Genomic DNA, 20062 nt, shown 5'->3' on the forward strand with positions numbered 1-20062 from the left:
ATCACCACCATGTCTGAGCTCCCCCTCTAGCCTCGCGCCGCGGGCCGCGTGCCCGCCGCTTCGGCCGCCGCCTCTGCCCGCTTCCCTTCGAGCCGCGGGTCCACCTTCAGGATCCGGTCCAGGATGCCGTTGACGAATCCCTTGGTCTCCTCGTCGGCAAAGCGCTTGGCCAGCTCGATGGCCTCGTTGATCGTCACCCGAGCGGGCACGTCCGGCATCCACAGCAGCTCGTAGGCCGCGGCCCGGAGAATGTTCCGATCCACGACCGGCATGCGGCTGACTTTCCAATGGCTCGCCTGCGCGCCGATCAGCGCATCCAGCTCGCTTCGATGCTCGAGGACGCCGTCCACGAGCCGCTCCGCGAACTCCCGGACCTCCGGAGGGGCAGGATGCTGGGCCCAGAACTCCTCGAGCCAGGGCCCGGCCGCCCCATGGATGTCCCACTGGAACAGAACCTGGAGCGCGCGCTCACGGGACTGCCGTCTGATGCCCATCCTCAGCCCCACACGCTCACGGCGACTTCCGTCGAGAGGCCCTCGGCCTTCTTCGCGTCAGCCTGCCACGGGCCGCGTTGTCGGCCGCCGGCTTGTCGCTTGACCCGGGCCACTGCCTCATCAAGTTCGCCATCTCGATGGCGGTCCGCGCCGCCTCCGCGCCCTTGTTCCGATCCAGTGTCCCCGCCCGCGCCAGCGCCTGCTCCACCGTCTCCGTCGTCAGCACGCCGAAGACGACGGGGAGGTCCGCGTCCAACGCGGCCTGCGCGATGCCCCGGCTGGCCTCCGCGCTGATGTACTCGAAATGCGGGGTCTCCCCGCGGATCACCGCGCCCAGACAGAGGACCGCGTCGAATCGGCCGGACCGGGCAAGTCTCCGGGCGACTAACGGGATCTCGAAGGCCCCTGGGACCCGGACCACCTCCAGGTCGTCCTCGCAGGCACCGGCCTTGGTCAAGGTCTCGACGGCAGCGGCGAGCAGGCGCTCGGTGACGAATTCGTTGAACTTGCTGACGACCAGCCCGAAGCGCAGTCCCGCCGCGTCCTGATGCCCTTCACGCGTGTTCATGTCGTCGCCCACGCTGCCGGCCGGTCTGCAGTCCCGTCCCGCGGCAGCGCCCGGCCCGGCCGCCACCTGAGCACCGACGGTGAGACACGAAGCCCTGCCCCGGAAAAGAAAGGCGGGAGGCGCCTGGGCTCATCCCGCACCCGGTGTCCGTCGCGCCAGGACCTGTGGGGGCGTGGTTCAGCATCCTGTCGGGCACGACGTCATTTGGCTTGTCAGACGTTGCTGAGGATGTGGCCCAACTTGGTTTTCTTCGTTCGCAGGTACCGCTCGTTGGCTTCCCGCGGTGGAATCTCGATGGGCACGCGCTCCACCACCCGGAGGCCATAGCCCTCGATGCCGACGATCTTGCGCGGGTTGTTGGTCACGAGGCGGATGTCGCGGAGGCCGAGGTTCACTAGGATCTGCGCGCCGATCCCGTAGTCGCGCAGGTCCGCCTTGAAGCCGAGCTGCAGGTTGGCCTCGACCGTGTCGCTGCCCTCGTCCTGCAGCCGGTAGGCCCGGATCTTGTTGAGCAGGCCAATCCCGCGCCCCTCCTGGTTGAGGTACAGGAGGACGCCCCGGCCCTCCTTCTGGATCATCTCCATCGCGCGGTGGAGCTGGTCGCGGCAGTCGCACCGGAGGGAGCCAAACACGTCGGCGGTCAGGCAGCCGGAGTGCACCCGGACCAGGGTCGGCGACTCGTCAATGAGCCCCTTGACCAGCGCGATGTGCGTGCCGCCGTCCACTTCGTTCTCGAAGACCACCGCCTCGAACTCCCCGAACACGGTCGGCAGCTTGGCACTCGCCACGCGCCGGATGAACGTCTCCCGGCGCATCCGGTACTCGATGAGGTCCTTGATCGTGACGAGCTTGAGGCGATGGTGCTTGGCGAAGGCCTGCAGCTCGGGCACCCGGGCCATCGTGCCGTCGTCGTTCATGATCTCGCAGATAACCGCGGCGGGATACAGCCCGGCGAGCCGCGCCAGGTCCACCGACCCCTCGGTCTGACCGGCCCGCTTGAGGACCCCGCCCTTCTGCGCCTTCAGGGGAAACACGTGGCCTGGCCGGGCCAGATCGGCCGGCTTGCACTTCGGATCAATGGCAGTCCGGATCGTGGTCGCCCGGTCCGCCGCGGAAATCCCGGTCGTGATGTTCCGGCGCGCGTCAATGGAGACCGTGAAGGCGGTGCCAAAGGTCGCGGTGTTCTCCGCGGCCTGCGGCGGGAGCTGCAGCTCCTCCACCCGCTCCGGCGTCAAGGCGAGGCAGATCAGCCCGCGCGCATGCTTGGCCATGAAGTTGATGGCCTGCGGCGTGACCTTCTCGGCCGCCATCACGAGGTCGCCCTCGTTCTCGCGGTCTTCGTCGTCCACGAGAATGACGAACCGACCCTTCTTGATCTCCTTGATCGCCTCGTCAATCGAATCGAAGACGAAGGCCATGTCGTTCCCCATTCACAACCAGCGCACGCTAAGTCCTCAAAAGGTAAAACTTTTCTGCCCGGAGTGTCAACGGGAAAAACCGGCGGCCTCGCCCCCCGGCTCGCCACGTCGGCGGCGCTGCGCGACCTCCACGCTGATCCACGCGACCGCGGCCGTTGCGCCGCAGAGCAGGAACCCGGTCGCATAGCTCCCTGTCAGATCTTTCAGGCTCCCCAGCCAGGCTGGCAACAGAAAGCCACCGAATCCTCCCGCCGCCCCCACCATCCCCGAGGCAACGCCGATCTGCTTGGGAAACCGGTCGGACACGACCTGAAACACGACGCCGTTCCCGAATCCCAACGTGGCCACCGTGGCGAGCAGCAGGAAGGCTGCCCAGGCCGGCGGGGGCAGCAGACTGATCCCCACCCACAGCGCGGCGATCGCCGGAACCACCACCCGCAAGACCGCCAGGCCGCCCAGCCGGTCCGCGACGTACCCCCCGGCCGGCCGGATGAGACTGCCCGCCAATCCGCAGACGGCTGCCACCGTGCCCGCGGTCACAGGGTGCAGCCCGTACTCGTCGTGCAGGAAGATCGGGAGGAAACTTGACAGGCCGACGAAGCCGCCGAACGTCACGCTGTAGAGGAAGCCCAGCCAGTACATTGAGTGCTGCCGGAGCGCCAGCCTCGTGGTCTCCCACCAATCGGCGTGGGTCCCCTGATGGACCCCGCCGAGATGGCCAGGCACCAGCCAGGCAAACAGGAGGCATGTGGCGACCACCGGCACGGCCATGACGCCGAAGACTCCGTGCCAGCCGAGGGCGTCTGCCAACCTGGGAGCCAGCAACATCGCCAGCACGGTGCCGCTGTTGGCCGAGGCGGCCACACCGAGCGCGATCCCCTGATGCGCTGGCGGGTAGGCCCGGCTGGCGAGCGGCAAGGCCACGGCGAAGCTGGCCCCCGCCGAGCCGAGGAGCAGGCCAACGCCCAACATCTCCAGATAGCTTTGCGGCCTGCTCCAGCCCCACAACAGCGCCAGCGCCTCGCAGCCGAGGAGCGCAAGCCCGACTGGCTTTGCCCCGAACCGATCGGTCGCCGCCCCGATCGGGACACGGAGCAGCGCCCCACCCAGCAGCGGGACCGCCACCAGGAGCCCCTTCCCCGTCGCGCCGAGGCCAAACTCCTCCGCAATCGCCACCCCGAGCGCAGCGATCAGCAACCAGACCATGAAGCTGATCTCGAAGTGCATCCAGGCCCCCAGCAGGGAGGGCCAATGCCCGCTCCGCAACGACCTCAAAACGTCCCGTCCGGACACGATAGCGACCTCACCGTACGGACTTTGCTCAGCAGCAGAGACGCCGCGGATTGCCGGCAAGGGACTCGGCTCAGCGGTCCAAGCGCGTCTCCATGATACGGCACCTTTTGTGCAGATGTCTCGTTCCGTTTATAATGGGCCCTCATCAGCGGATAGATCAGTGCCACCCGCGGCACAGGCCGACAGCCAGACGCATGACCGACCAGAGGTACGAATCCGGGGAACAGGCAGACATTCCTGAGCCCGACGCCCTCGAGGATCAGGAAGGTGAGTTCGCTTCGCTCGAGCCGCCGGCTGCGCGGGCGGCAGAGGCGAACGCGGGAGACCGGGACGAGGACGCTTCCTCGACCGCGATCGTCCCCACCACGACCCTGCAGCGGTACCTCGCGGAAGTCCGCCGCTATCCCTATCTCTCGAAGGAGGAGGAGCTGCGACTCTTCCACGAATACCGGGCCCTGGGCAGCCGGGAAGCCGCCGTCAAGCTCATCCTGGCCAACCTCCGGGTGTCGGTCGCAATCGCCTCCGAATACCTCCACACAGGCTTCGACCATATGGACCTCATCCAGGAGGGCAACGTCGGCCTCATGCAGGCGATCAAGAAGTTCGATCCGACCAAGAACGTCCGGTTCCACGCCTATGCAGCCTGGTGGGTGCGAGCCTATATCCTCCGATACCTCCTCAACAACTTCCGGCTGGTCAAGGTCGGGACCACGCAGGACCAGCGCAAGCTCTTCTACAACCTCCGGAAGGAAAAAGCGCGGCTCGAGCACCAGGGCTTCGCGCCGGACACCAAGCTCCTGGCAGATCGGCTCCAGGTGCGCGAGCGCGATGTCATCGAGATGGACCAGCGCCTGGGCAACTGGGAGCTCTCGCTGGACCAACCCCTAAGCGAGGATTCCGACGGCACGCTGCTGGACATTCTCCAGACCCCGCAGACGCCGGCCGATGAGCAGTTGGCCGAAACCGAGCTTCGCACCCTGTTCCGGCGCAAGCTGGCAGAGTTCATTAAGACCCTCGACGAGCGGGACGAGGACATCCTGCGGAACCGGATCCTCTCGGAGACGCCCCTGACCCTCGACGACCTCGGCCAGAAGTACGGGATCACCAAGGAGCGGACCCGGCAACTGGAGGCCAGGATCATCAAGCGGTTGCGCGACTATTTAAAAAATGAAATCAAGGACTTCGACCTCCTCCGCTCCTAAAACCCGGGCCATGTGCTTAGGGAATTTCCATCCCCTGCCGCGCACTCAAAGAATTTCCATTTCCGGGCCCTTGACTTGCCGGGCGAAAGGGCTATCTGACAAGCCGTCTATGGCCTGCCCACCAGCCCGCGAGTGGGCCCGTGGATCGCCCGCCCGGCCTCGCAAGTCGTGGGCGCCATTGGGGAATTGCAAACCATATCTTATCACGAGGAGGAGTGAGCATGGCTACGGAGACCAAGGAGAAGAAGGTTTCGAGCGCGGTCAAGAACTTCCAGCCGCTGGGCGATCGAGTCTTTATCACTTACACCGAGGAGATGGAGCGGACGGCCGGCGGCATCTACGTGCCGGATACCGCCAAGGAAAAGCCCCAGCGGGGGACGGTGCAGGCGGTCGGGAAAGATGTCAAGAACCTGAAGGTCGGCGACCAAGTCTTGTTCGATAAGTACTCGGGCAGCAAGCTCCGCATTGACGACGAGGAGTGTCTCATCATCAAGGAGGAGGACGTCCTCGGCATCTTCACCACGTCCTGACGCCTCGGCGCCCTCCGCGACGCCCACACACCACAACGACGACGAATGGAGGATCACGATGCCAAAGCAGCTTCTGTACAGTGACCAGGCGCGGGCCGCAATCCTGCGCGGCGTGAACCAGCTCGCCGACGCGGTAAAAGCGACCCTGGGCCCCAAGGGTCGCAACGCCATCCTCGACAAGAAATTCGGCGCGCCGACGATCACGAAGGACGGAGTCACCGTCGCCAAGGAAATCGAGCTCAAGAACCCCTACGAGAACATGGGCGCCCAGCTCGTGCGCGAGGTCGCGAGCAAGACCAGCGACACGGCCGGCGACGGGACCACGACGGCCACGGTGTTGGCGCAGGCCATCTTCCGGGAAGGGGCCAAGAACATCACGGCCGGGGGCAACCCGATGGAGATCAAGCGCGGGATCGACCGCGCGGTGGACGTGGTCGTCCAGGAGCTGAAGAAGCTCAGCAAGCCCTGCCAGACCAAGAAGGAGATCTCCCAGATCGGCACGATCTCCGCGAACAACGACACGACGATCGGCGAGCTGATCGCCGAGGCCATGGAGAAGGTCGGAAAGGACGGGGTGATCACGGTCGAGGAGGCCAAGTCCATGTCCACCTCGCTCGACGTGGTGGAAGGCATGCAGTTCGACCGCGGCTACATCTCCCCCTATTTCGTCACCAACGCCGAGCGCATGGAAGCCTCTCTCGAAGAGCCGTTCTTGCTCATCCACGAGAAGAAGATCAGCGGCATGAAGGACCTCCTGCCCCTGCTGGAGCAGGTAGCCAAGATGGGCCGGCCTCTCGTCATCATCGCCGAGGACGTGGAGGGCGAGGCGCTGGCCACGCTGGTTGTGAACAAGCTCCGCGGGACGCTCAACGTCGCGGCGGTGAAGGCGCCGGGCTTCGGCGACCGCCGGAAAGCCATGCTGGAGGATATCGCGATCCTCACTGGCGGCCAGGTGATCTCTGAGGAGCTCGGCCTCAAGCTCGAGAACGTCAAGCTCACGGATCTGGGCCGCGCCAAGCGCGTCACGATTGACAAGGACAACACCACGATCGTCGAGGGTTACGGCGATCCGAAGAAGATCGAGGGGCGGGTCAAGCAGATCAAGGCCCAGATCGAGGAGACCACGTCCGACTACGATCGGGAGAAGCTCCAGGAGCGGCTGGCCAAGATCGTCGGCGGCGTGGCGGTCATCAACGTGGGCGCCGCGACCGAGACCGAGATGAAGGAGAAGAAGGCGCGGGTCGAGGACGCCCTGCACGCCACGAAGGCGGCGGTCGAGGAGGGCATCGTGCCTGGCGGCGGCGTGGCGCTGTTGCGCTGCGTCGGGGCCTTGGACTCGCTGAAGCTGCCGCCCGAGCAGCAGGTGGGTGTCAACATCGTCAAGCGCGCGCTCGAGGAGCCGATCCGCCAGATCGCCGAGAACGCCGGCGTGGAAGGGTCGGTCGTGGTGGACAAGGTGCGCCAGAGTTCGAAGACCTCCTTCGGGTTCGACGCGGCGACGGAACAGTATGTGGACTTGCTGGAAGCGGGCATCATTGACCCGACCAAGGTCACTCGGTGCGCGCTCCAGAACGCGGCCAGCGTCGCCGGCCTCATGCTCACGACGGAGGTGATGATCACCGAGCTGCCGGAGGAGAAGAAGGAGCCGGCCATGCCGGGCGGCCACAGCCATATGCACGACATGTACTAAGCCGGAGCAGCGCTAACCAGCGTAGAGCCAATAGCTCGGAGCGGGAAGCAGGGCCGGGTGGCGCCAGCCATCCGGCCCTGCTTGCTTGATCAAGCGGGTCATCGCCGGCGGAGCTTCGCGGCTTTGGCGAGCGCGGCCTTCAGCAGCGGGCACCGGCCTGGGGTATAGAACAGGCTGCGGAACGCCCGGTGAACCCATGCGGTGTGCCGGCGGTAATCCGCCATCAAGCGGGCCGCCGCCCGCTGCCGGTTTCGGGCCGGATATCCCAGACGCACGGCGCAGGCGGCCAGTTCCCCGGCCGACTCGGGGAGCGCGTGCGTCTGCAGGTCGTGCACCATCTGCAGCTTGTGCTCGACGTCCCGGAGAAACAGGTAGGCCCGCTCCAGGCGCGCGTGGGCGGCGGGCGACAGCAGCCCGAGCCGGGCGAAGCGGGCCAGCGCCCGGAGCGTGTTGCGGCTCCGGATGCCGGGCAGCTCGCCGCCGCAGAGCACCTGGACGGTCTGCACGAGGAACTCGATCTCGCGGATCCCACCGGTTCCCAGCTTGACGTTCCGGCCGTCCTGGCCCCGGCTGAGCATCTTGCCGTGGATCATCTCCTTGATGGTCCTGACCTGCTCCAGGACCTCCTGTCTGGCCGAGGCGCCGGGCCTGCCCGCGCCTCTCCCGAAGACGAAGGCGCGCCCCTGCTGGAGGAACGCGCGCCCGACGACAGGATCGCCCGCGATGGGCCAGGCCTTGAGCAGGGCCAGCCGCTCCCAAACTTGGCCACGCGTGCGGTAGTACTGCTCGTAGGAGGCCAACGGGCGTGCCAGCCGCCCGACCGATCCTTCCGCCCGGAGCCGCAGGTCCACGCGGAAGACATAGCCCTCCTGCGTCACCTCGCCGAGCGCCCGCGTCAGCTCGCGGCCGAGGTATTCGAAGTATTCCTCGTTGGAGATGGCTGAGGACGCCTTCGAGGCTGGATAGGTCCGGCCGTCATCCGAGGCGTACACGTAGATCAGGTCCACGTCCGAGCTGTAGTTCAGCTCGCCCCCCCCTAGCTTGCCCATGGCGATGACCGCAAAGCCGGTCTGGATCAGCCGGCCGGACCGGTCGCGATGCATCGGCATACCGTAGCGCCGGCGCAGCTCCGCGTCCACGCACCGGTAGGCGGCTTCAATGAGCACCTGGGCGAGGTCCGAGAGGGCTGCGGTGGTCTCTCTGACCCCGGCGAGGCGCAATAGGTCGCGGACGGCGATGCGGAGCATCTCGCGTCGCTTGTAGCGCCGCAGCGCCTCCAGCTTGAGATCCAGCGCCCGGACGTTGGCGAGCTGCGCCTCCAGCGCCCGCGCCATCTCTGCGCGCGAGGGCCGCCTCGTCAGCACCGGCTCCTCGGTGAGCCAATAGATCAGGTAGGGGTCGCGGATCAGCGTCTGTGCCAGGGCCGGGCTGTTGCCCAGGATCGTGCACAGCAGATGCAGCAGGCGCGGGGTTTCGCGGAGATAGTCGAAGAGCTGGCTGCGATTGACGCCGGCCTGCAGCAATCGCTCCCAGTAATCGAGCGCCTGGTCTGGATCGGCGGTGCCCGCGACCGCCCCGAGGAGATCCGCGAGAATGCGGGCGAGGCGCTCCCGCGAGTGGGGCTCCCCTGCCATCGCCTGAAGGTTGGCGTCGGCCCGCTTCAGGTCAGAGAACCCGTAGGGCTCGAGCAGCCGGGCGGCCGCCTCCGGGGTCAGGCCTGGCGCAAGCAGCAACTGAGCCGGATCAGAAGCCTGATCGCGGCGAGGCCTGGCGCGACCGGGCGCGGTTCCGTGGCGGCCTTCAATCCGCTGCGGCATGGCACGGCATTATACTGGCCACGCCCCGATACAGACAATGCGGGCCCGTTCCGCTATACTCCGACCGACCGGTGCCTCTCATGACCGTCCAGAGCCAGATCGAAATTCTCCGTCCCCTCTGCCGCGAGATTCCCGACGACCTGCTCCAGGACTTCGTCTCGCGGATGGACGACGACTATTTCGCCCAGTTCGCACCGGAGGAAATCGCCCGCCATCTCACCCTCGTCGCCCGGCTGGAGGTGGACCGGCCCTGCCAGGTGGACATCACGGAGAGACCCGACGGGCTGTTTGACGTGGTCGTGGTGGCGTTCGATTACTTTTCCGAGTTCGCGACGATCTGCGGGGTCCTTTCGGCGCACAGGCTCGACATCCGGGAAGGCAGCATCCACACGTTGGCCGAGGCGGCCCCGCCGCCGCGCGGACCGACGGCCCGGCCCGTCCGGCCCGCGGGCCGCGCGAGGCTCACGCGCAAGAAAATCGTGGACGTCTTCCGAGTCCAGCCCCTGCCGGGCAGCCCCTTCGGCCCGGCCGAGCGCCGGAACCTCGCCGAGGAGCTCGCGGCGATCATTCACCTGCTGGATGAGCAGCGCTTCCGGGAGGCCCGAAGCCGGGTGAACCGTCGGCTCGTCGAGACACTGGGGCAGGCCCGCGCGGCGTTTACCGGGTTGCTGCATCCGGTTCATCTGCGTTTCGACAACGACCTCTCGCCGACCGACACGGTGGTGGACATTCGCTCCACGGACACCCCGATGTTTCTCTACGCGTTCGCCAACGCGCTGGCCATGCGTGGCATCTACATCCGCAAGGCCCGGTTCGAGAACGCGGGCACCGAAGTTCGCGACCGCTTTTACGTGCGGGGCCGACACGGCCGGAAGCTCGACGACCCGGCCGAGCAGCAGGTGCTCCGGGTGACCGCCGCGCTCATCAAGCAGTTCACCCACTCTCTGACCTGGGCGCCCGACCCGGCCCAAGCACTCGAATCCTTCGACGGGCTCCTCGACCAGATCCTCGAGGGACGCGGCCGTGCGCCGGGCCGCGCGCTGCGGTTCCTCACGGACCCGAAGAGCCAGCCGCTGCTCGCCCGGCTGCTCGGCACGAGCGAGTTTCTCTGGGAGGACTTCCTCCGGCGGCAGCACGAGAACCTTCTGCCGGTCCTGGAGAACTACCAACGTCTGCCCCTCATTCGCCCGCGGGCCGTGCTCGGCCGCGAGCTGCGGCGGCGGCTGGCGGTCGCCCGGGGCGAGGCGCAACGCCGGCAGGTCTTGAACCAGTACAAGGACCGGGAGCTGTTCCGGATTGACATGAAGCACCTGCTGGATCCCGCCACGACGCTCCCGGACTTCTCGCGGGCGCTGACGGAGCTTGCCGAAGCCGTCGTGGCCCAGGCCTGCCAGGATTGCGGGGCGCGACTCGCGCGCACGCACGGGACGCCGCGGCTGGCCGATCGGCGCCCTTGCGGCTTCGCCCTGTTCGGCCTTGGCAAGTTCGGTGGGCGGGAGCTGGGGTACGCCTCCGATATCGAGGTGCTGTTCGTCTACGAGGGACCGGGCCGCACCGCGGGGCGCCGCGCCCTGGACAACGGCGAATATTTCGAGCGCCTGGCCCAGGAGTTCCTGCAATGGATCGAGGCCAGACAGGAGGGCATCTTCCACGTGGATGTCCGCCTCCGCCCGCACGGGGGAAAGGGCCTGCTGGCAAACCGGGTGGACGAGCTGCAGTCCTACTACAGCCCGTCCGGGCTCTGCGCCCCGTTTGAGCGTCAGGCGCTGATCAAGCTGCGGTTCGTGGCCGGCGACCGCGCCCTGGGCCAGCAGGTGGAGGCCTTGCGCGACGCCTTCGTCTACAGCGGCGAGCCCTGGGACCTGCCCGCCGCCCTGGCCCTCCGCCGCCAGCAGATCAAGGAGCTGGTCGAGCCCGGGCACGTCAACGTCAAGTACAGCCCCGGCGGGCTGATTGATATCGAGTACCTGGTCCAGTATCTCCAGATCATGCACGGACACCGGCTCCCAGCCGTCCGGACCCCCAACACCCTCGACGCGCTCCGCGCGCTGACCGAGACCGGCGTGCTGGCCCCAGACGAGACCGCCGCGCTGGGCGAGGCCTATCTGTTTCTGCGTGGGCTGATTGACGCCCTCCGCATCGTCCGCGGCAACGCCAAGGATCTCGTCCTCCCCGCCCCCGAGTCCGACGCGTTTATTTTCCTCGCGCGCCGCCTCGGCTATGCGGCGAGCCGCTGGGAAGAGGGCGCCGCCCGCCTCGCTGCCGACATCGCCCGCCACATGGAGCGCACGCAGGCGCTCTTCGCCGCGCGTTTCGGCGCGCTATGACGGCGCGTGCGATCCGGTTTCCCTCGCCTGCCGACGAAGCGGGTAGCTAGCGCAGAGGATATTGCCGACATGGAACCGGACCGTCCGTTCGCTGATGCCAAGAATCCGGCCGATCTCCCAGTTCGTCTTGCCCTCCTTCATCCATTCCAGCACTTCCCGCTCACGCTTCGTGAGGACCGGAGCCTGGCGCACCGACGGCGCTGAAGGCTGAGGAGGGCCGGCAAGCACAGCCCCTTCCGGGCCGTCCCCGCTGCTGCCGCTCCCCGCCGGCAGCCTCCGAGACAAGTCCGCGTGTCCAGCCATGGCGCCCTGCTGTGGTTACCTCCAGGCCCGACCGGACATCGGGCCAGCCCAGCGATGGTCTAGCCGCTTGTCGCGTCCTCCCCGCCCGTCACTCGTCGCCGCGAAGCCGCGCACGGTGCCTTTACTTTGGCAGCCAGGTACGTAGGAGCACAATCCCCCCTTTTTGGCTAAACGAGAGGCTGGTCTTGTGGCGCGTCGAGACCCGACCGCCCTGCGGCTGCAAACCGGCCGTGATGGACGCGGCGCGGTCTCGGGCAGGACCATGCCCGACAAGGCTGTCGCTCAAACGATGACAGGATGTGGGCTAGGCCTGGGGGCCTCTGCAGGCGGTTGCCCAGGCCTGTTTGGGGGGAGGCTGGAGACTGGGGAAGTCCTCGCGCGCCTGCCTCGGCGCTACGACGGGCCGCCGCGTTTCCCCTGCATCTCCTTTTCGTAGAACTCGATCATCTGGGCGATTTCCTCCTTGCTCATGCCATGCTTCACCCACTCGTGGCCTTCCTTGGAGAGCAGCTCGTCCGCCACCTCCGGCGAAAGCTCCCGCACCAGCGGCAGGAACTTGGTGTAGAAGCTCTTGGCCACTTCGTAGAAGCCCTGCCAGTGGACAAAGTCGGCCGCCACCTTGGAGAGCCCGTGCCGCGCACGCCGTCCCTCGTGGTGCCAGAGCTCATAGAACACCCACTCGATCTTTTCGTCGTACGGGGTCGGCGTGATCTTCTTCATCGCGAGCAGTTTGTCCATCGCCGCCTTAGCCGGCTTGCCAAACTTTTCGTTGTAGAGCGTGATCCCCTGGTCCATCTGCGTGAAGAATCGTTCCACGATCTGGTCGCTGTGGCAGGCCGAGCAGACCTGCCGCATGGCTTTCCGGCGAGTCTCGTAGTTCTCCAGCCGCGTCGAGATGACCGGGCGCAGCGTCCACGTGATCCGGTCCCCCACGTCGTGGGTTACCTCCTGGGTATCGGTGGCGCTCATGTGGCAGGTGGCGCAGGTCGGATACAGGTAGTCCCGGCCGGGGTGCCACTTCTCCGCCGGCTGGGCGAGCTTCATCTTCTCCCGGTTCGCGCTGAACATGACCCCATGCTTGCTTTCATAATAGGCTTCGATCTGCGGATGGTCCGGCCCCATGTGGCAGCGCCCGCAGTTCTCCGGCTGGCGTGCCTGGGCGATGGAGAAGCTGTGCCGCGCGTGACAGGCAGCGCAGGTGCCCTTCGAGCCGTCAGGATTCACCCGCCCGATCCCGGAGTTGGGCCAGGTGGCCGGATGGAGCTTGCCGTTCTCCATCACCTTGATCACGCTCCCATGGCAACCAGCGCAGCCGGTCGTGACGATCTCCGGTCCTTCGACGACGTTGCCCAGGAAGTTGTCGAGCGAGCCCGTAAACTGCGCGCCCTTGGCATGGTGGGACCGGAGAAACTCCTTGGCCTCCCGGTCATGACATTGCATACAGTCCTTCGGCGTGACGAGCGTGGAGACCAGCCACCCGTAGTGCTCGTACGCGTCCGGATCGCCCTTCTCGGCCCGGTGGCACTCGATGCAGCCGATGCCCTTCGGGGCATGGCGGCTGTATTTCCAGTCGTTGATGCCGCCGACCGACACGTCCTTGGCCATGTGGCAGTCAATGCATTTCTTGTTGTCGGCCGAGATGATCGGCCGCAAGCCCCCCTCGCGCCGCTCTTCGACCTGAATGTAGCCGACCCCCGTGAGCGCGAGGAACAACACCAGACAGAGCCCGCCGATCACGTAGCGGGTGAAGTTGAGCTTGCTCTGCGTGTCGGCGAAAGGCTCGGCCGGCTCACCGTCCACCGGGTCATGCTCGTGCGGGTCCATCGCGTCCTCCAGTTGTCACATCCGCTGGTCGAGGATGATCAGCGCCGCGACGGTGAGTACGGCCACCGTCGCGACCAGGGTATTGATCACCGTCATGGGCCAGCCCCGCTCCGAAAGGAACCGGTCCACGAAGGGATAGGCGAGAAACAACCCGGCCATGCCCACGAGGCTCCACAAGGCCCCTGGAGCGGGCAAGAGCGTAATCCACATGTACGGCGCCGAGAAATACCAAGGCGGCGACACGTCGGAGGCCACCTCCTGGGTGTTCGCAGGCGGCCCCAGCGTCGGCGGGAAGATCATCACCAGATCCACGATCAGGACCAGCAGCCCGACGGCGATCGCCCCCATCAGGAGCGTGTGCTCGGGGTAGAAGGAATGATACCGGCGGCTCCCCTGCACCTCCGCGAACCCTAGAAGCCGGACCGCGAGCACGTGGCCGAGCACCAAGCCCCCCAACAGAGCCGGCAGGAGCTTGGTGTGGAGATCGTAGAGCCGCAGGAGCGTCCCGCCCGACACCTCCTCGCCCCCGCGCAACAGGTGCATCAGCGGCGTGCCCACCACGGGGAGCGTGCCGATCATGCTAGTCACCACCGTCATCCCCCAATAGGACACGTTGTCATAGACCAGCGAATACCCCGTGAAACCCATCGCCAACGTGAGGAACAGCACCACCGAGCCGGTGAGCCACTTCAGCTCGCCCGGGGTCCGGTAGGCGCGCGTGACGAACACCCGGATCACATGAAACAGGAGAAACAGGATCATGAGGTCCACGGACAGCTTGTGCACGCCGCGGATGAACCAGCCGAGGTACACTTCGTCCGTGATCTGAGCCACGCTGTCGTAGGCCTTGTCCGGCGCGGGCACGTAGTAGAACGTCAACATCAATCCGGTCACGACCAGAAGGCCGAACAGCGTGAGCGGGATCGCCCCGAGCGTATAGGGCCACCAGTCGAGGTGCTCGGGCAGGTCCTTTTGAATGTAGTCCACCCAGGTCTTCGAAGCCGGCGTGCCGTCGGCGGTCACCCTGCCACTTGATGCCACCGGTGTGTCTGTCGCGGCCGAGGCCATCCTGCGGTCTCCCAAAGCGGCTGCCTTTCGGTTACGCGCTCTGCACGTTCACATAGAGCTGCTCGCCGCGCTTGACGACCTCGAAGCGGTCCAGCGGCCGCGGCGGCGGCCCAGCGATGTTCTTGCCGGTCTTGTCAAACACTCCCCGATGGCAGGGACAGACGAACTGCTCCCGCTCTCGGTTCCAGGACACCAGGCATCCCAGATCGGTGCAGCGTCTCGAAAAGGCGACCACGCCCTCGTTCGTCCTCAGCACCACGACCTTCTGGCCGCCGAGATCCATCGGCACCGCCTCGTTCATCGGGACCTGGGACTCGGTGCCGATGAGCACGGCCGTGTATCGCCGGGCCTTCGGGGCGGGGACGATGAACTGAAGGAAGCGGAGAGCGAGCGTGCCCAACCCGAACAGCAGCCCGAACGCCATCACGGCCTGGCTGAGAAACCGTCGGCGTCCGATGTCGTCATGGATGATCGCCATCATTACCCCCAGGCTGCTCAAACAGCTCCCTCAACCCGTCACGCGCACCGGTCACGTTTACGTGTACCCCTTCTCGCCATGCTGCGCGAGGTCCAGCCCCATCAGCTCGGCTTCGTCGTCCACGCGCGGCGGGACCACGGTCCGGCAGAGCAGGAAGAGCAGCCCCGTCATGAGCCCAGCGTAGGCCCAGACCGCCAACGTCGCAACGAGCTGCGCGAAGAACTGATAGGGATAGCCGAAGAACAGCCCGTCATTGCCGTCGGGATTCACCGCGGCCGAGGCGAACAGCCCGGTCGCGATCATGCCCCAGGTGCCTCCCACCCCGTGCACGCCGAAGACGTCCAGAGCATCGTCATAGCCGAGGATGGGCTTGAGGAAGTTCACCGCCATGTAGCCCAGGCCGCCCGCGCCGACCCCGATCACGAGGGCCGAGAAATGCCCCACGTAGCCGGCGGCTGGCGCGATCGCGACCAGCCCCGCCACCGCCCCGCTCACCGTTCCCAGCGCCGTGGGCTTGTCCCGCTGCAGCCACTCGGCCACCGTCCAGGTCAGCGCGGACCCGGCCGCCGCTGCCTGGATAGCCACAAAGGCGCCGGTCGCGGTCGTCACGGCCACCGCTTCCGGCAGCGTGCCCGTCCCGCTCGAGAAGCCGTACCAGCCGACCCACATGAGGCAGGCACCGCAGAGGGACAACGGGAGATTGTTCGGCATCATCTCCGTCCGCCCGTAGCCGCGGCGGGGGCCGGTGAGAAACGCCGCAACCAAGGCGGTCACGCCGGCTGTGATATGGACGACGGCGCCGCCCGCGAAATCCAGGCTGCCCAGGCCGGCCAGCCACCCGCCTCCCCAGAGCCACTGGGCCACGGGCCCGTAGACTAGGGCCAGCCAGGTGCCACCGAAGAGGAGAAAGAACGAGAATCGAATCCGCTCGACCACGGCGCCGGACACCAGCGCGAGTGCCAGCGCGCCGGCCAGCGCCTTGTAGATGCCAGGCAGCGACAGCCACGCGCCTGACGCGGATCCGCCGCCCGCCCGCCCTAGACCGAAGGAGACGACCGCCGCCCATATCGGCCACATAACGGACGCGAGGACCAGGGCCGCCAGCGGAAGCCCCATCGCGTGGATCACGTTCTTCTTCCGCACCATCCCGCCGTAGAACAGCGCCACGCCCGGAATCGTGAGCAGCGTCAGCGTCGCGCCGCTCAACAGCCACACCATGTGGCCCTCTGTGGGTCCCTCCGTCACAGGTTGGCCGACACCCGATAGTGCCGATCGCCGGCAGGGTGGAGTGACACGCGTCCTGTCCGGCTCATCCGGTCAACGGCTAGGAACAGCGGACTCCACGTCACGTCCTGCAGCGCCGCCAGCAGTTGCTCGATCGTCTGCGGTCCGGATCTCCTCAGGTGCCGCAACACGGCCTCCTCGACAGCCCGCGCACCAGCGTCCTGCCCCGCCATCCCCGCGCCACGATTAGGCTCGCCCACCCATTCCATCTCCATACCTCCGCACGCTCCTGCACGCTCGCAAAGAGTCCCCAGAAGATCGGAGCAAGCCTCATGCCATCCACAATCGTCCAGTTTTTGAGGAAACGCGCGGAGCACGTGCCTCGCCCGACCCTCGGCGCCGACAAAATTGTCGGCCGGCCGACAATTTTGTCGGCGTCAACGCGGGGCTCCACTCGTTTGTTGGGGGACAAACAGAGGGCTCGCGGGCCGGCTGGTCAGACCAGCCGGCCCGCGTCTCGACGAGGATCAGAACGTCTTGTACTCGAGCCATTTGCCGTTCAGCGTGATCTTGCAACGCGCTTCGCCCTGGCTCCCCGTGACCTTCTCCATCTCGATCGTGAAATCAATCGCGCTCATGATGCCGTCGCCGAACAGCTCGTTGGCCATCTCGCGGAGCGCATCGCCGTACACTCCGATGACCTCCAGTAGGCGGTACTTGAACGGATCCGTCGTGTTGGGAAAATCCGTGCGGACCGGAAAGCGCGTGAGCGCGCTCGTCGTCTGCTTGTCGAGGCCCAGGAGCTCGCCGACCTTCGCAGCTTCCGCCTCCGTCAAACGGTGGTTCCCGTTGAGCGCCGCCGCCACGAACGTCGGGGCTTTGCCGACCGCCTTGGCGATCTGGGCGATCGTGACCCCCTTCTCCAACCGCTTGGCCTTAATGACATCCCGAACGTCCTTTGCGTCCATTGCCCCCTCCCTCTGTGAGTGTCGTGCGTGCCCCGGCCGATGCGCTCGGTCCTGTCCTCGTGACGCGCCGGCCCGGATGTCAAAACCGGACCACAAGGGGGGCGCCGGCGTCGGCCGTCTCCCCCGCTGCATCCTGTCCATCGGCGCCGGCCTTGGCGTGCCGGACCAGAAAATGAATAATGTGGTTGCGGATCTTGTAGTAATGGGGATGCTCGATGATCGTATCGCGCGAGCGGGGCCTGGGGATGGTCACGTCCACGATCTCGGCGATCCGGGCAGCCGGCCCGTTGGTCATGAGCATGATCCGGTCGGAGAGGAGGATGGCCTCATCGACATCATGGGTCACCATAAAGACCGTATTGCGGGCCGTATTCCACATCTGGATGAGTTCCTCCTGAATCACGCCCCTGGTCAACGCGTCAATCTGCGCGAAGGGCTCGTCTAGCAGCAGGACCTTCGGCTCGATCGAGAACGCGCGGGCCTGCCCGACCCGCTGCTTCATGCCCCCGGACAGGGCCGATGGCCGCTTGTCCTCCGCGCCCTTCAGCCCGACCAACTCGATATATTTTCGGACATGGGCAGCAACCTTCTCGCGGTCCCAGTCTGGATAGGCCGCTTGGACCGCCAGCCGGATGTTCTGAAAGACCGTCATCCAGGGCATCAGCGAGAAGGTCTGGAACACGACCATGCGGTCCAACCCCGGGCCAGACACTTCCTTCCCTCCCAGGATGATGGCGCCTTCCGTCATGGTTTCGAGCCCGGCAATGATATTCAGGAGCGTGGTCTTGCCGCACCCCGAGTGCCCGACCGTCGTGACAAATTCGCCCTTCTCTATTTTCAGGGTCACATCCTTGAAGACGCAGAATCGCCCCGCCCCCGACGGATTCGGGAAGTACTTGGTCACATGATCGATCTCGAGGAATGCCATCGTCTACTCCTGATAGGTAACCAGGCCGGCCAGTTTGTTGAATCCGGTGTCCAGAAGCACCCCTACCACCCCGACGACCAGAATCGCGAAAATGACACCGGAGATGTCCAGGTTGTTCCACTCGATCCAACTCAGATACCCGACGCCCAGTTCGCCGAGCAGCATCTCGGCCGGGACGACTGCCACCAAGGCACTCCCGAACGAGATACGCAGTCCGGCCACGATCGCGGGAGCCGCCCCGGGCAGAATGACCCTGTAGAGGCGCTGGAACCAGGACAACTGGAGGATCGCGGCCACATGAAGATAATCCTTGCGCAAGGAGGTCACCCCGAAGGCGGTCGTCGCCAGCGTGGGCCAGAGCGAGGCCATGAACACCACCAGGATCGCCGTCCACTTCGGGTCCTTGACTGTGTAGAGGAGCAGCGGCATCCACGCGAGCGGCGAGATTGGTTTGAGGATCTGAATATAGGGATTGACCGCCCGGAACAACACCTTGTTCAACCCCAGCACCACCCCCAGCAGGATGGCCACGACCGAGGCGGCCAGGAACCCGGCTCCAAACCGCGAGACCGTATAGACCACCAGATACGCGATCCCGTGGTCGTTGGTCCCCTTCTTCACGAAGGCCTCGCCGAGCTCCTCCCAGGCCTTCGCCGCCACCTTCAGGGGCCCCGGGAACCCCTTGACCTTTTCCTTTTCCGGATTCCAAGCGTAGCCCCCGTCGGGCATCCGCACGATGTCCCCGTTGAACTCCATGGTCTGGAGTTGCGTCTCGCTGAGGCCACGAGGATCGAAGGCCTTGGGCAGCGTCCAGAGATGCCAGACTACTAGGAACACCACGAGCAGCGTGCCCGAAATGATCCACGTATCGTTCCGGCTTCGTATCTGATCCAGAAGCGCGAGCGCCATGCTGCCTCCTGCTTCACTAGGTCACGCCATGCTGTGAATCTTGAAACTCTTGGCGTAGGCCTCCGCCTGCTCCGGATCGAAGACCTTCCCCATCAGCGTATGCTTCATCATGGTGCCTTTGTGGGTCGGGTAGCCGAGTTCCTTCGCGACCCGGTCGCATTCCGCAGCCAGATACACCTGCTCGGCCACGGTCTTGTAGTTGATGTTACCCTTGATGTGCCCCCAGCGCTTCATTTGGGTGAGGATCCAGATCGCCATCGAATGCCAGGGATAGGGGTCGAAATCAATGCGGTCGGGGACTTTCTTGATGTTCCCCAGCCCGTCGGCGTAGGTCCCGGTGAGCACCTGCTCGAGCACCGTCACCGGCTGGTTCAGGTAGTTGGCTGGAGCGATCGCGGCCGCGATCTCCTTACGGTGCGCCGGATTCGAGGCGTAGTGCGTCGCATCCACGATAGCCCGGAAGAGCGCGCCGAACGTGTTAGGGTACTGCGTCGCGAACTCCTTCGAGATCGTGAAGGCGCAGCAGGGATGCCGGTCCCAGATCTCCTTCGACAGCAGGTAGATGAAGCCGACGTTCTCGTACACGGCCCGCTGATTGAAGGGATCCGGCGCCAGATAGCCATTCACGTTCCCGGCCTTCAGGTTCGCCACCATCTCCGGCGGCGGCACCACGCGGATCTGGACGTCCTTGTCGGGATGCACGCCCCCCTCCGCCAGGAAATAACGGAGCAGGTAGTTGTGCATCGAGAAGTCGAACGGCACGCAGAACCGGAATCCTTTCATGTCGGCCGCGCTCTTGACGTCCTTGTGCTTGATGTGCAGGGTGATGGCCTGCCCGTTGATGTTTTCCACCGCCGGCATGTAGAACGGGACCGGCAGCGATCCGGCGCCCAGCGTGATGGCCAGCGGCATTGGCGTCAGCATGTGCGCCGCATCCACCTCCTTGTTGATGGCCCAGTCGCGAATCATCGCCCAGCCGGCCGCCCGCTTCACCGTGGCGTTCAGCCCGTACTTTTTATGG

The 20062-nt window shown here is 65.9% G+C and carries 18 protein-coding genes and 1 pseudogene; 4 read left to right on the forward strand and 15 right to left on the reverse strand.

Going from position 1 to position 20062, the window contains the following annotated elements; translation table 11 throughout:
- Positions 1-26 precede the first annotated feature (26 nt).
- The 4 genes from nusB to ACWHYQ_RS15380 all read right to left on the reverse strand — a co-directional run bounded on the left by nusB (position 27) and on the right by ACWHYQ_RS15380 (position 3707).
- On the reverse strand, positions 27-494 hold the full coding sequence (gene nusB / locus ACWHYQ_RS15365) for a transcription antitermination factor NusB (protein WP_447972996.1): 468 nt from the start codon (positions 492-494) through the stop codon (positions 27-29).
- A 16-nt stretch (positions 495-510) separates the two neighbouring features.
- On the reverse strand, positions 511-1062 hold the full coding sequence (gene ribH / locus ACWHYQ_RS15370; RefSeq protein WP_447972997.1) for a 6,7-dimethyl-8-ribityllumazine synthase: 552 nt from the start codon (positions 1060-1062) through the stop codon (positions 511-513).
- Between the two features lie 212 nt (positions 1063-1274).
- Complete coding sequence (locus ACWHYQ_RS15375; RefSeq protein WP_447972998.1) at positions 1275-2480, reverse strand: bifunctional 3,4-dihydroxy-2-butanone-4-phosphate synthase/GTP cyclohydrolase II; 1206 nt, start codon at positions 2478-2480, stop codon at positions 1275-1277.
- 66 nt (positions 2481-2546) lie between these two features.
- The gene (locus tag ACWHYQ_RS15380) at positions 2547-3707 is read right to left on the reverse strand and encodes an MFS transporter (protein WP_447972999.1); all 1161 of its coding nucleotides are present in this window, start codon (positions 3705-3707) and stop codon (positions 2547-2549) included.
- A gap of 260 nt (positions 3708-3967) precedes the next feature.
- Between ACWHYQ_RS15380 and ACWHYQ_RS15385 the strand changes: the two genes are divergently transcribed.
- From ACWHYQ_RS15385 to groL, 3 genes are all read left to right on the forward strand, one after another.
- The gene (locus tag ACWHYQ_RS15385) at positions 3968-4975 is read left to right on the forward strand and encodes an RNA polymerase factor sigma-32 (RefSeq protein ID WP_447973000.1); all 1008 of its coding nucleotides are present in this window, start codon (positions 3968-3970) and stop codon (positions 4973-4975) included.
- Positions 4976-5196: 221 nt separating this feature from the next.
- Positions 5197-5505, forward strand: coding sequence for a co-chaperone GroES (locus ACWHYQ_RS15390; protein ID WP_447973001.1), 309 nt, complete (start codon positions 5197-5199; stop codon positions 5503-5505).
- 58 nt (positions 5506-5563) lie between these two features.
- Positions 5564-7195 carry a chaperonin GroEL gene (groL, locus tag ACWHYQ_RS15395; RefSeq protein WP_447973002.1) on the forward strand — a complete coding sequence of 544 codons (1632 nt, stop codon included), beginning with the start codon at positions 5564-5566 and terminating at the stop codon, positions 7193-7195.
- Positions 7196-7293: 98 nt separating this feature from the next.
- Here groL and ACWHYQ_RS15400 read toward each other — a convergent pair whose 3' ends face one another.
- Positions 7294-9012, reverse strand: a complete 1719-nt coding sequence (locus tag ACWHYQ_RS15400) for a [protein-PII] uridylyltransferase family protein (protein ID WP_447973003.1) — start codon at positions 9010-9012, stop codon at positions 7294-7296.
- Positions 9013-9092: 80 nt separating this feature from the next.
- Between ACWHYQ_RS15400 and ACWHYQ_RS15405 the strand changes: the two genes are divergently transcribed.
- On the forward strand, positions 9093-11339 hold the full coding sequence (locus ACWHYQ_RS15405) for a [protein-PII] uridylyltransferase family protein (RefSeq protein ID WP_447973004.1): 2247 nt from the start codon (positions 9093-9095) through the stop codon (positions 11337-11339).
- On the opposite strand, the gene ACWHYQ_RS15410 is transcribed toward ACWHYQ_RS15405, so the two are convergent.
- The 10 genes and pseudogenes from ACWHYQ_RS15410 to ACWHYQ_RS15455 all read right to left on the reverse strand — a co-directional run.
- Positions 11334-11642: a LuxR family transcriptional regulator gene (locus ACWHYQ_RS15410; protein WP_447973005.1), complete on the reverse strand. Its 309-nt coding sequence runs from the start codon at positions 11640-11642 to the stop codon at positions 11334-11336. The genes ACWHYQ_RS15405 and ACWHYQ_RS15410 overlap by 6 nt on opposite strands.
- A 393-nt stretch (positions 11643-12035) precedes the next feature.
- Complete coding sequence (locus ACWHYQ_RS15415) at positions 12036-13466, reverse strand: multiheme c-type cytochrome (RefSeq protein WP_447973006.1); 1431 nt, start codon at positions 13464-13466, stop codon at positions 12036-12038.
- Between the two features lie 15 nt (positions 13467-13481).
- Positions 13482-14489: a cytochrome b gene (locus ACWHYQ_RS15420; protein WP_447973007.1), complete on the reverse strand. Its 1008-nt coding sequence runs from the start codon at positions 14487-14489 to the stop codon at positions 13482-13484.
- Positions 14490-14565: 76 nt separating this feature from the next.
- The gene (locus tag ACWHYQ_RS15425) at positions 14566-15015 is read right to left on the reverse strand and encodes a QcrA and Rieske domain-containing protein (RefSeq protein ID WP_447973008.1); all 450 of its coding nucleotides are present in this window, start codon (positions 15013-15015) and stop codon (positions 14566-14568) included.
- A 54-nt stretch (positions 15016-15069) separates the two neighbouring features.
- Positions 15070-16230, reverse strand: a complete 1161-nt coding sequence (locus tag ACWHYQ_RS15430) for an ammonium transporter (protein WP_447973009.1) — start codon at positions 16228-16230, stop codon at positions 15070-15072.
- Positions 16231-16253: 23 nt separating this feature from the next.
- Complete coding sequence (locus ACWHYQ_RS15435) at positions 16254-16511, reverse strand: hypothetical protein (protein ID WP_447973010.1); 258 nt, start codon at positions 16509-16511, stop codon at positions 16254-16256.
- Between the two features lie 252 nt (positions 16512-16763).
- Positions 16764-17204: a cyanase gene (cynS, locus tag ACWHYQ_RS15440; RefSeq protein ID WP_447973011.1), complete on the reverse strand. Its 441-nt coding sequence runs from the start codon at positions 17202-17204 to the stop codon at positions 16764-16766.
- A gap of 79 nt (positions 17205-17283) precedes the next feature.
- A complete protein-coding gene (locus ACWHYQ_RS15445; protein ID WP_447973012.1) occupies positions 17284-18132 on the reverse strand; it encodes an ABC transporter ATP-binding protein in 849 nt (282 codons plus the stop codon).
- A gap of 3 nt (positions 18133-18135) precedes the next feature.
- Positions 18136-19041, reverse strand: coding sequence for an ABC transporter permease (locus ACWHYQ_RS15450; protein ID WP_447973013.1), 906 nt, complete (start codon positions 19039-19041; stop codon positions 18136-18138).
- 21 nt (positions 19042-19062) lie between these two features.
- Positions 19063-20061: pseudogene (locus ACWHYQ_RS15455) on the reverse strand (CmpA/NrtA family ABC transporter substrate-binding protein); the annotation flags it as partial.
- Position 20062: the final 1 nt, after the last annotated feature.

This window comes from Nitrospira sp. Kam-Ns4a, from assembly GCF_965152595.1.

Bases quoted from the DNA above. Each gene is read 5' to 3' on its own strand.
- groL (WP_447973002.1), top strand. From the start codon at position 5,564: ATGCCAAAGCAGCTTCTGTACAGTGACCAGGCGCGGGCCGCAATCCTG.
- ACWHYQ_RS15430 (WP_447973009.1), bottom strand. From the start codon at position 16,230: ATGGTGTGGCTGTTGAGCGGCGCGACGCTGACGCTGCTCACGATTCCG.
- ACWHYQ_RS15410 (WP_447973005.1), bottom strand. From the start codon at position 11,642: ATGGCTGGACACGCGGACTTGTCTCGGAGGCTGCCGGCGGGGAGCGGC.
- nusB (WP_447972996.1), bottom strand. From the start codon at position 494: ATGGGCATCAGACGGCAGTCCCGTGAGCGCGCGCTCCAGGTTCTGTTC.
- ACWHYQ_RS15380 (WP_447972999.1), bottom strand. From the start codon at position 3,707: ATGCACTTCGAGATCAGCTTCATGGTCTGGTTGCTGATCGCTGCGCTC.
- ACWHYQ_RS15405 (WP_447973004.1), top strand. From the start codon at position 9,093: ATGACCGTCCAGAGCCAGATCGAAATTCTCCGTCCCCTCTGCCGCGAG.
- cynS (WP_447973011.1), bottom strand. From the start codon at position 17,204: ATGGACGCAAAGGACGTTCGGGATGTCATTAAGGCCAAGCGGTTGGAG.
- ACWHYQ_RS15445 (WP_447973012.1), bottom strand. From the start codon at position 18,132: ATGGCATTCCTCGAGATCGATCATGTGACCAAGTACTTCCCGAATCCG.
- ribH (WP_447972997.1), bottom strand. From the start codon at position 1,062: ATGAACACGCGTGAAGGGCATCAGGACGCGGCGGGACTGCGCTTCGGG.
- ACWHYQ_RS15450 (WP_447973013.1), bottom strand. From the start codon at position 19,041: ATGGCGCTCGCGCTTCTGGATCAGATACGAAGCCGGAACGATACGTGG.
- ACWHYQ_RS15375 (WP_447972998.1), bottom strand. From the start codon at position 2,480: ATGGCCTTCGTCTTCGATTCGATTGACGAGGCGATCAAGGAGATCAAG.
- ACWHYQ_RS15415 (WP_447973006.1), bottom strand. From the start codon at position 13,466: ATGGACCCGCACGAGCATGACCCGGTGGACGGTGAGCCGGCCGAGCCT.
- ACWHYQ_RS15400 (WP_447973003.1), bottom strand. From the start codon at position 9,012: ATGCCGCAGCGGATTGAAGGCCGCCACGGAACCGCGCCCGGTCGCGCC.
- ACWHYQ_RS15435 (WP_447973010.1), bottom strand. From the start codon at position 16,511: ATGGAGATGGAATGGGTGGGCGAGCCTAATCGTGGCGCGGGGATGGCG.
- ACWHYQ_RS15425 (WP_447973008.1), bottom strand. From the start codon at position 15,015: ATGATGGCGATCATCCATGACGACATCGGACGCCGACGGTTTCTCAGC.
- ACWHYQ_RS15385 (WP_447973000.1), top strand. From the start codon at position 3,968: ATGACCGACCAGAGGTACGAATCCGGGGAACAGGCAGACATTCCTGAG.
- ACWHYQ_RS15390 (WP_447973001.1), top strand. From the start codon at position 5,197: ATGGCTACGGAGACCAAGGAGAAGAAGGTTTCGAGCGCGGTCAAGAAC.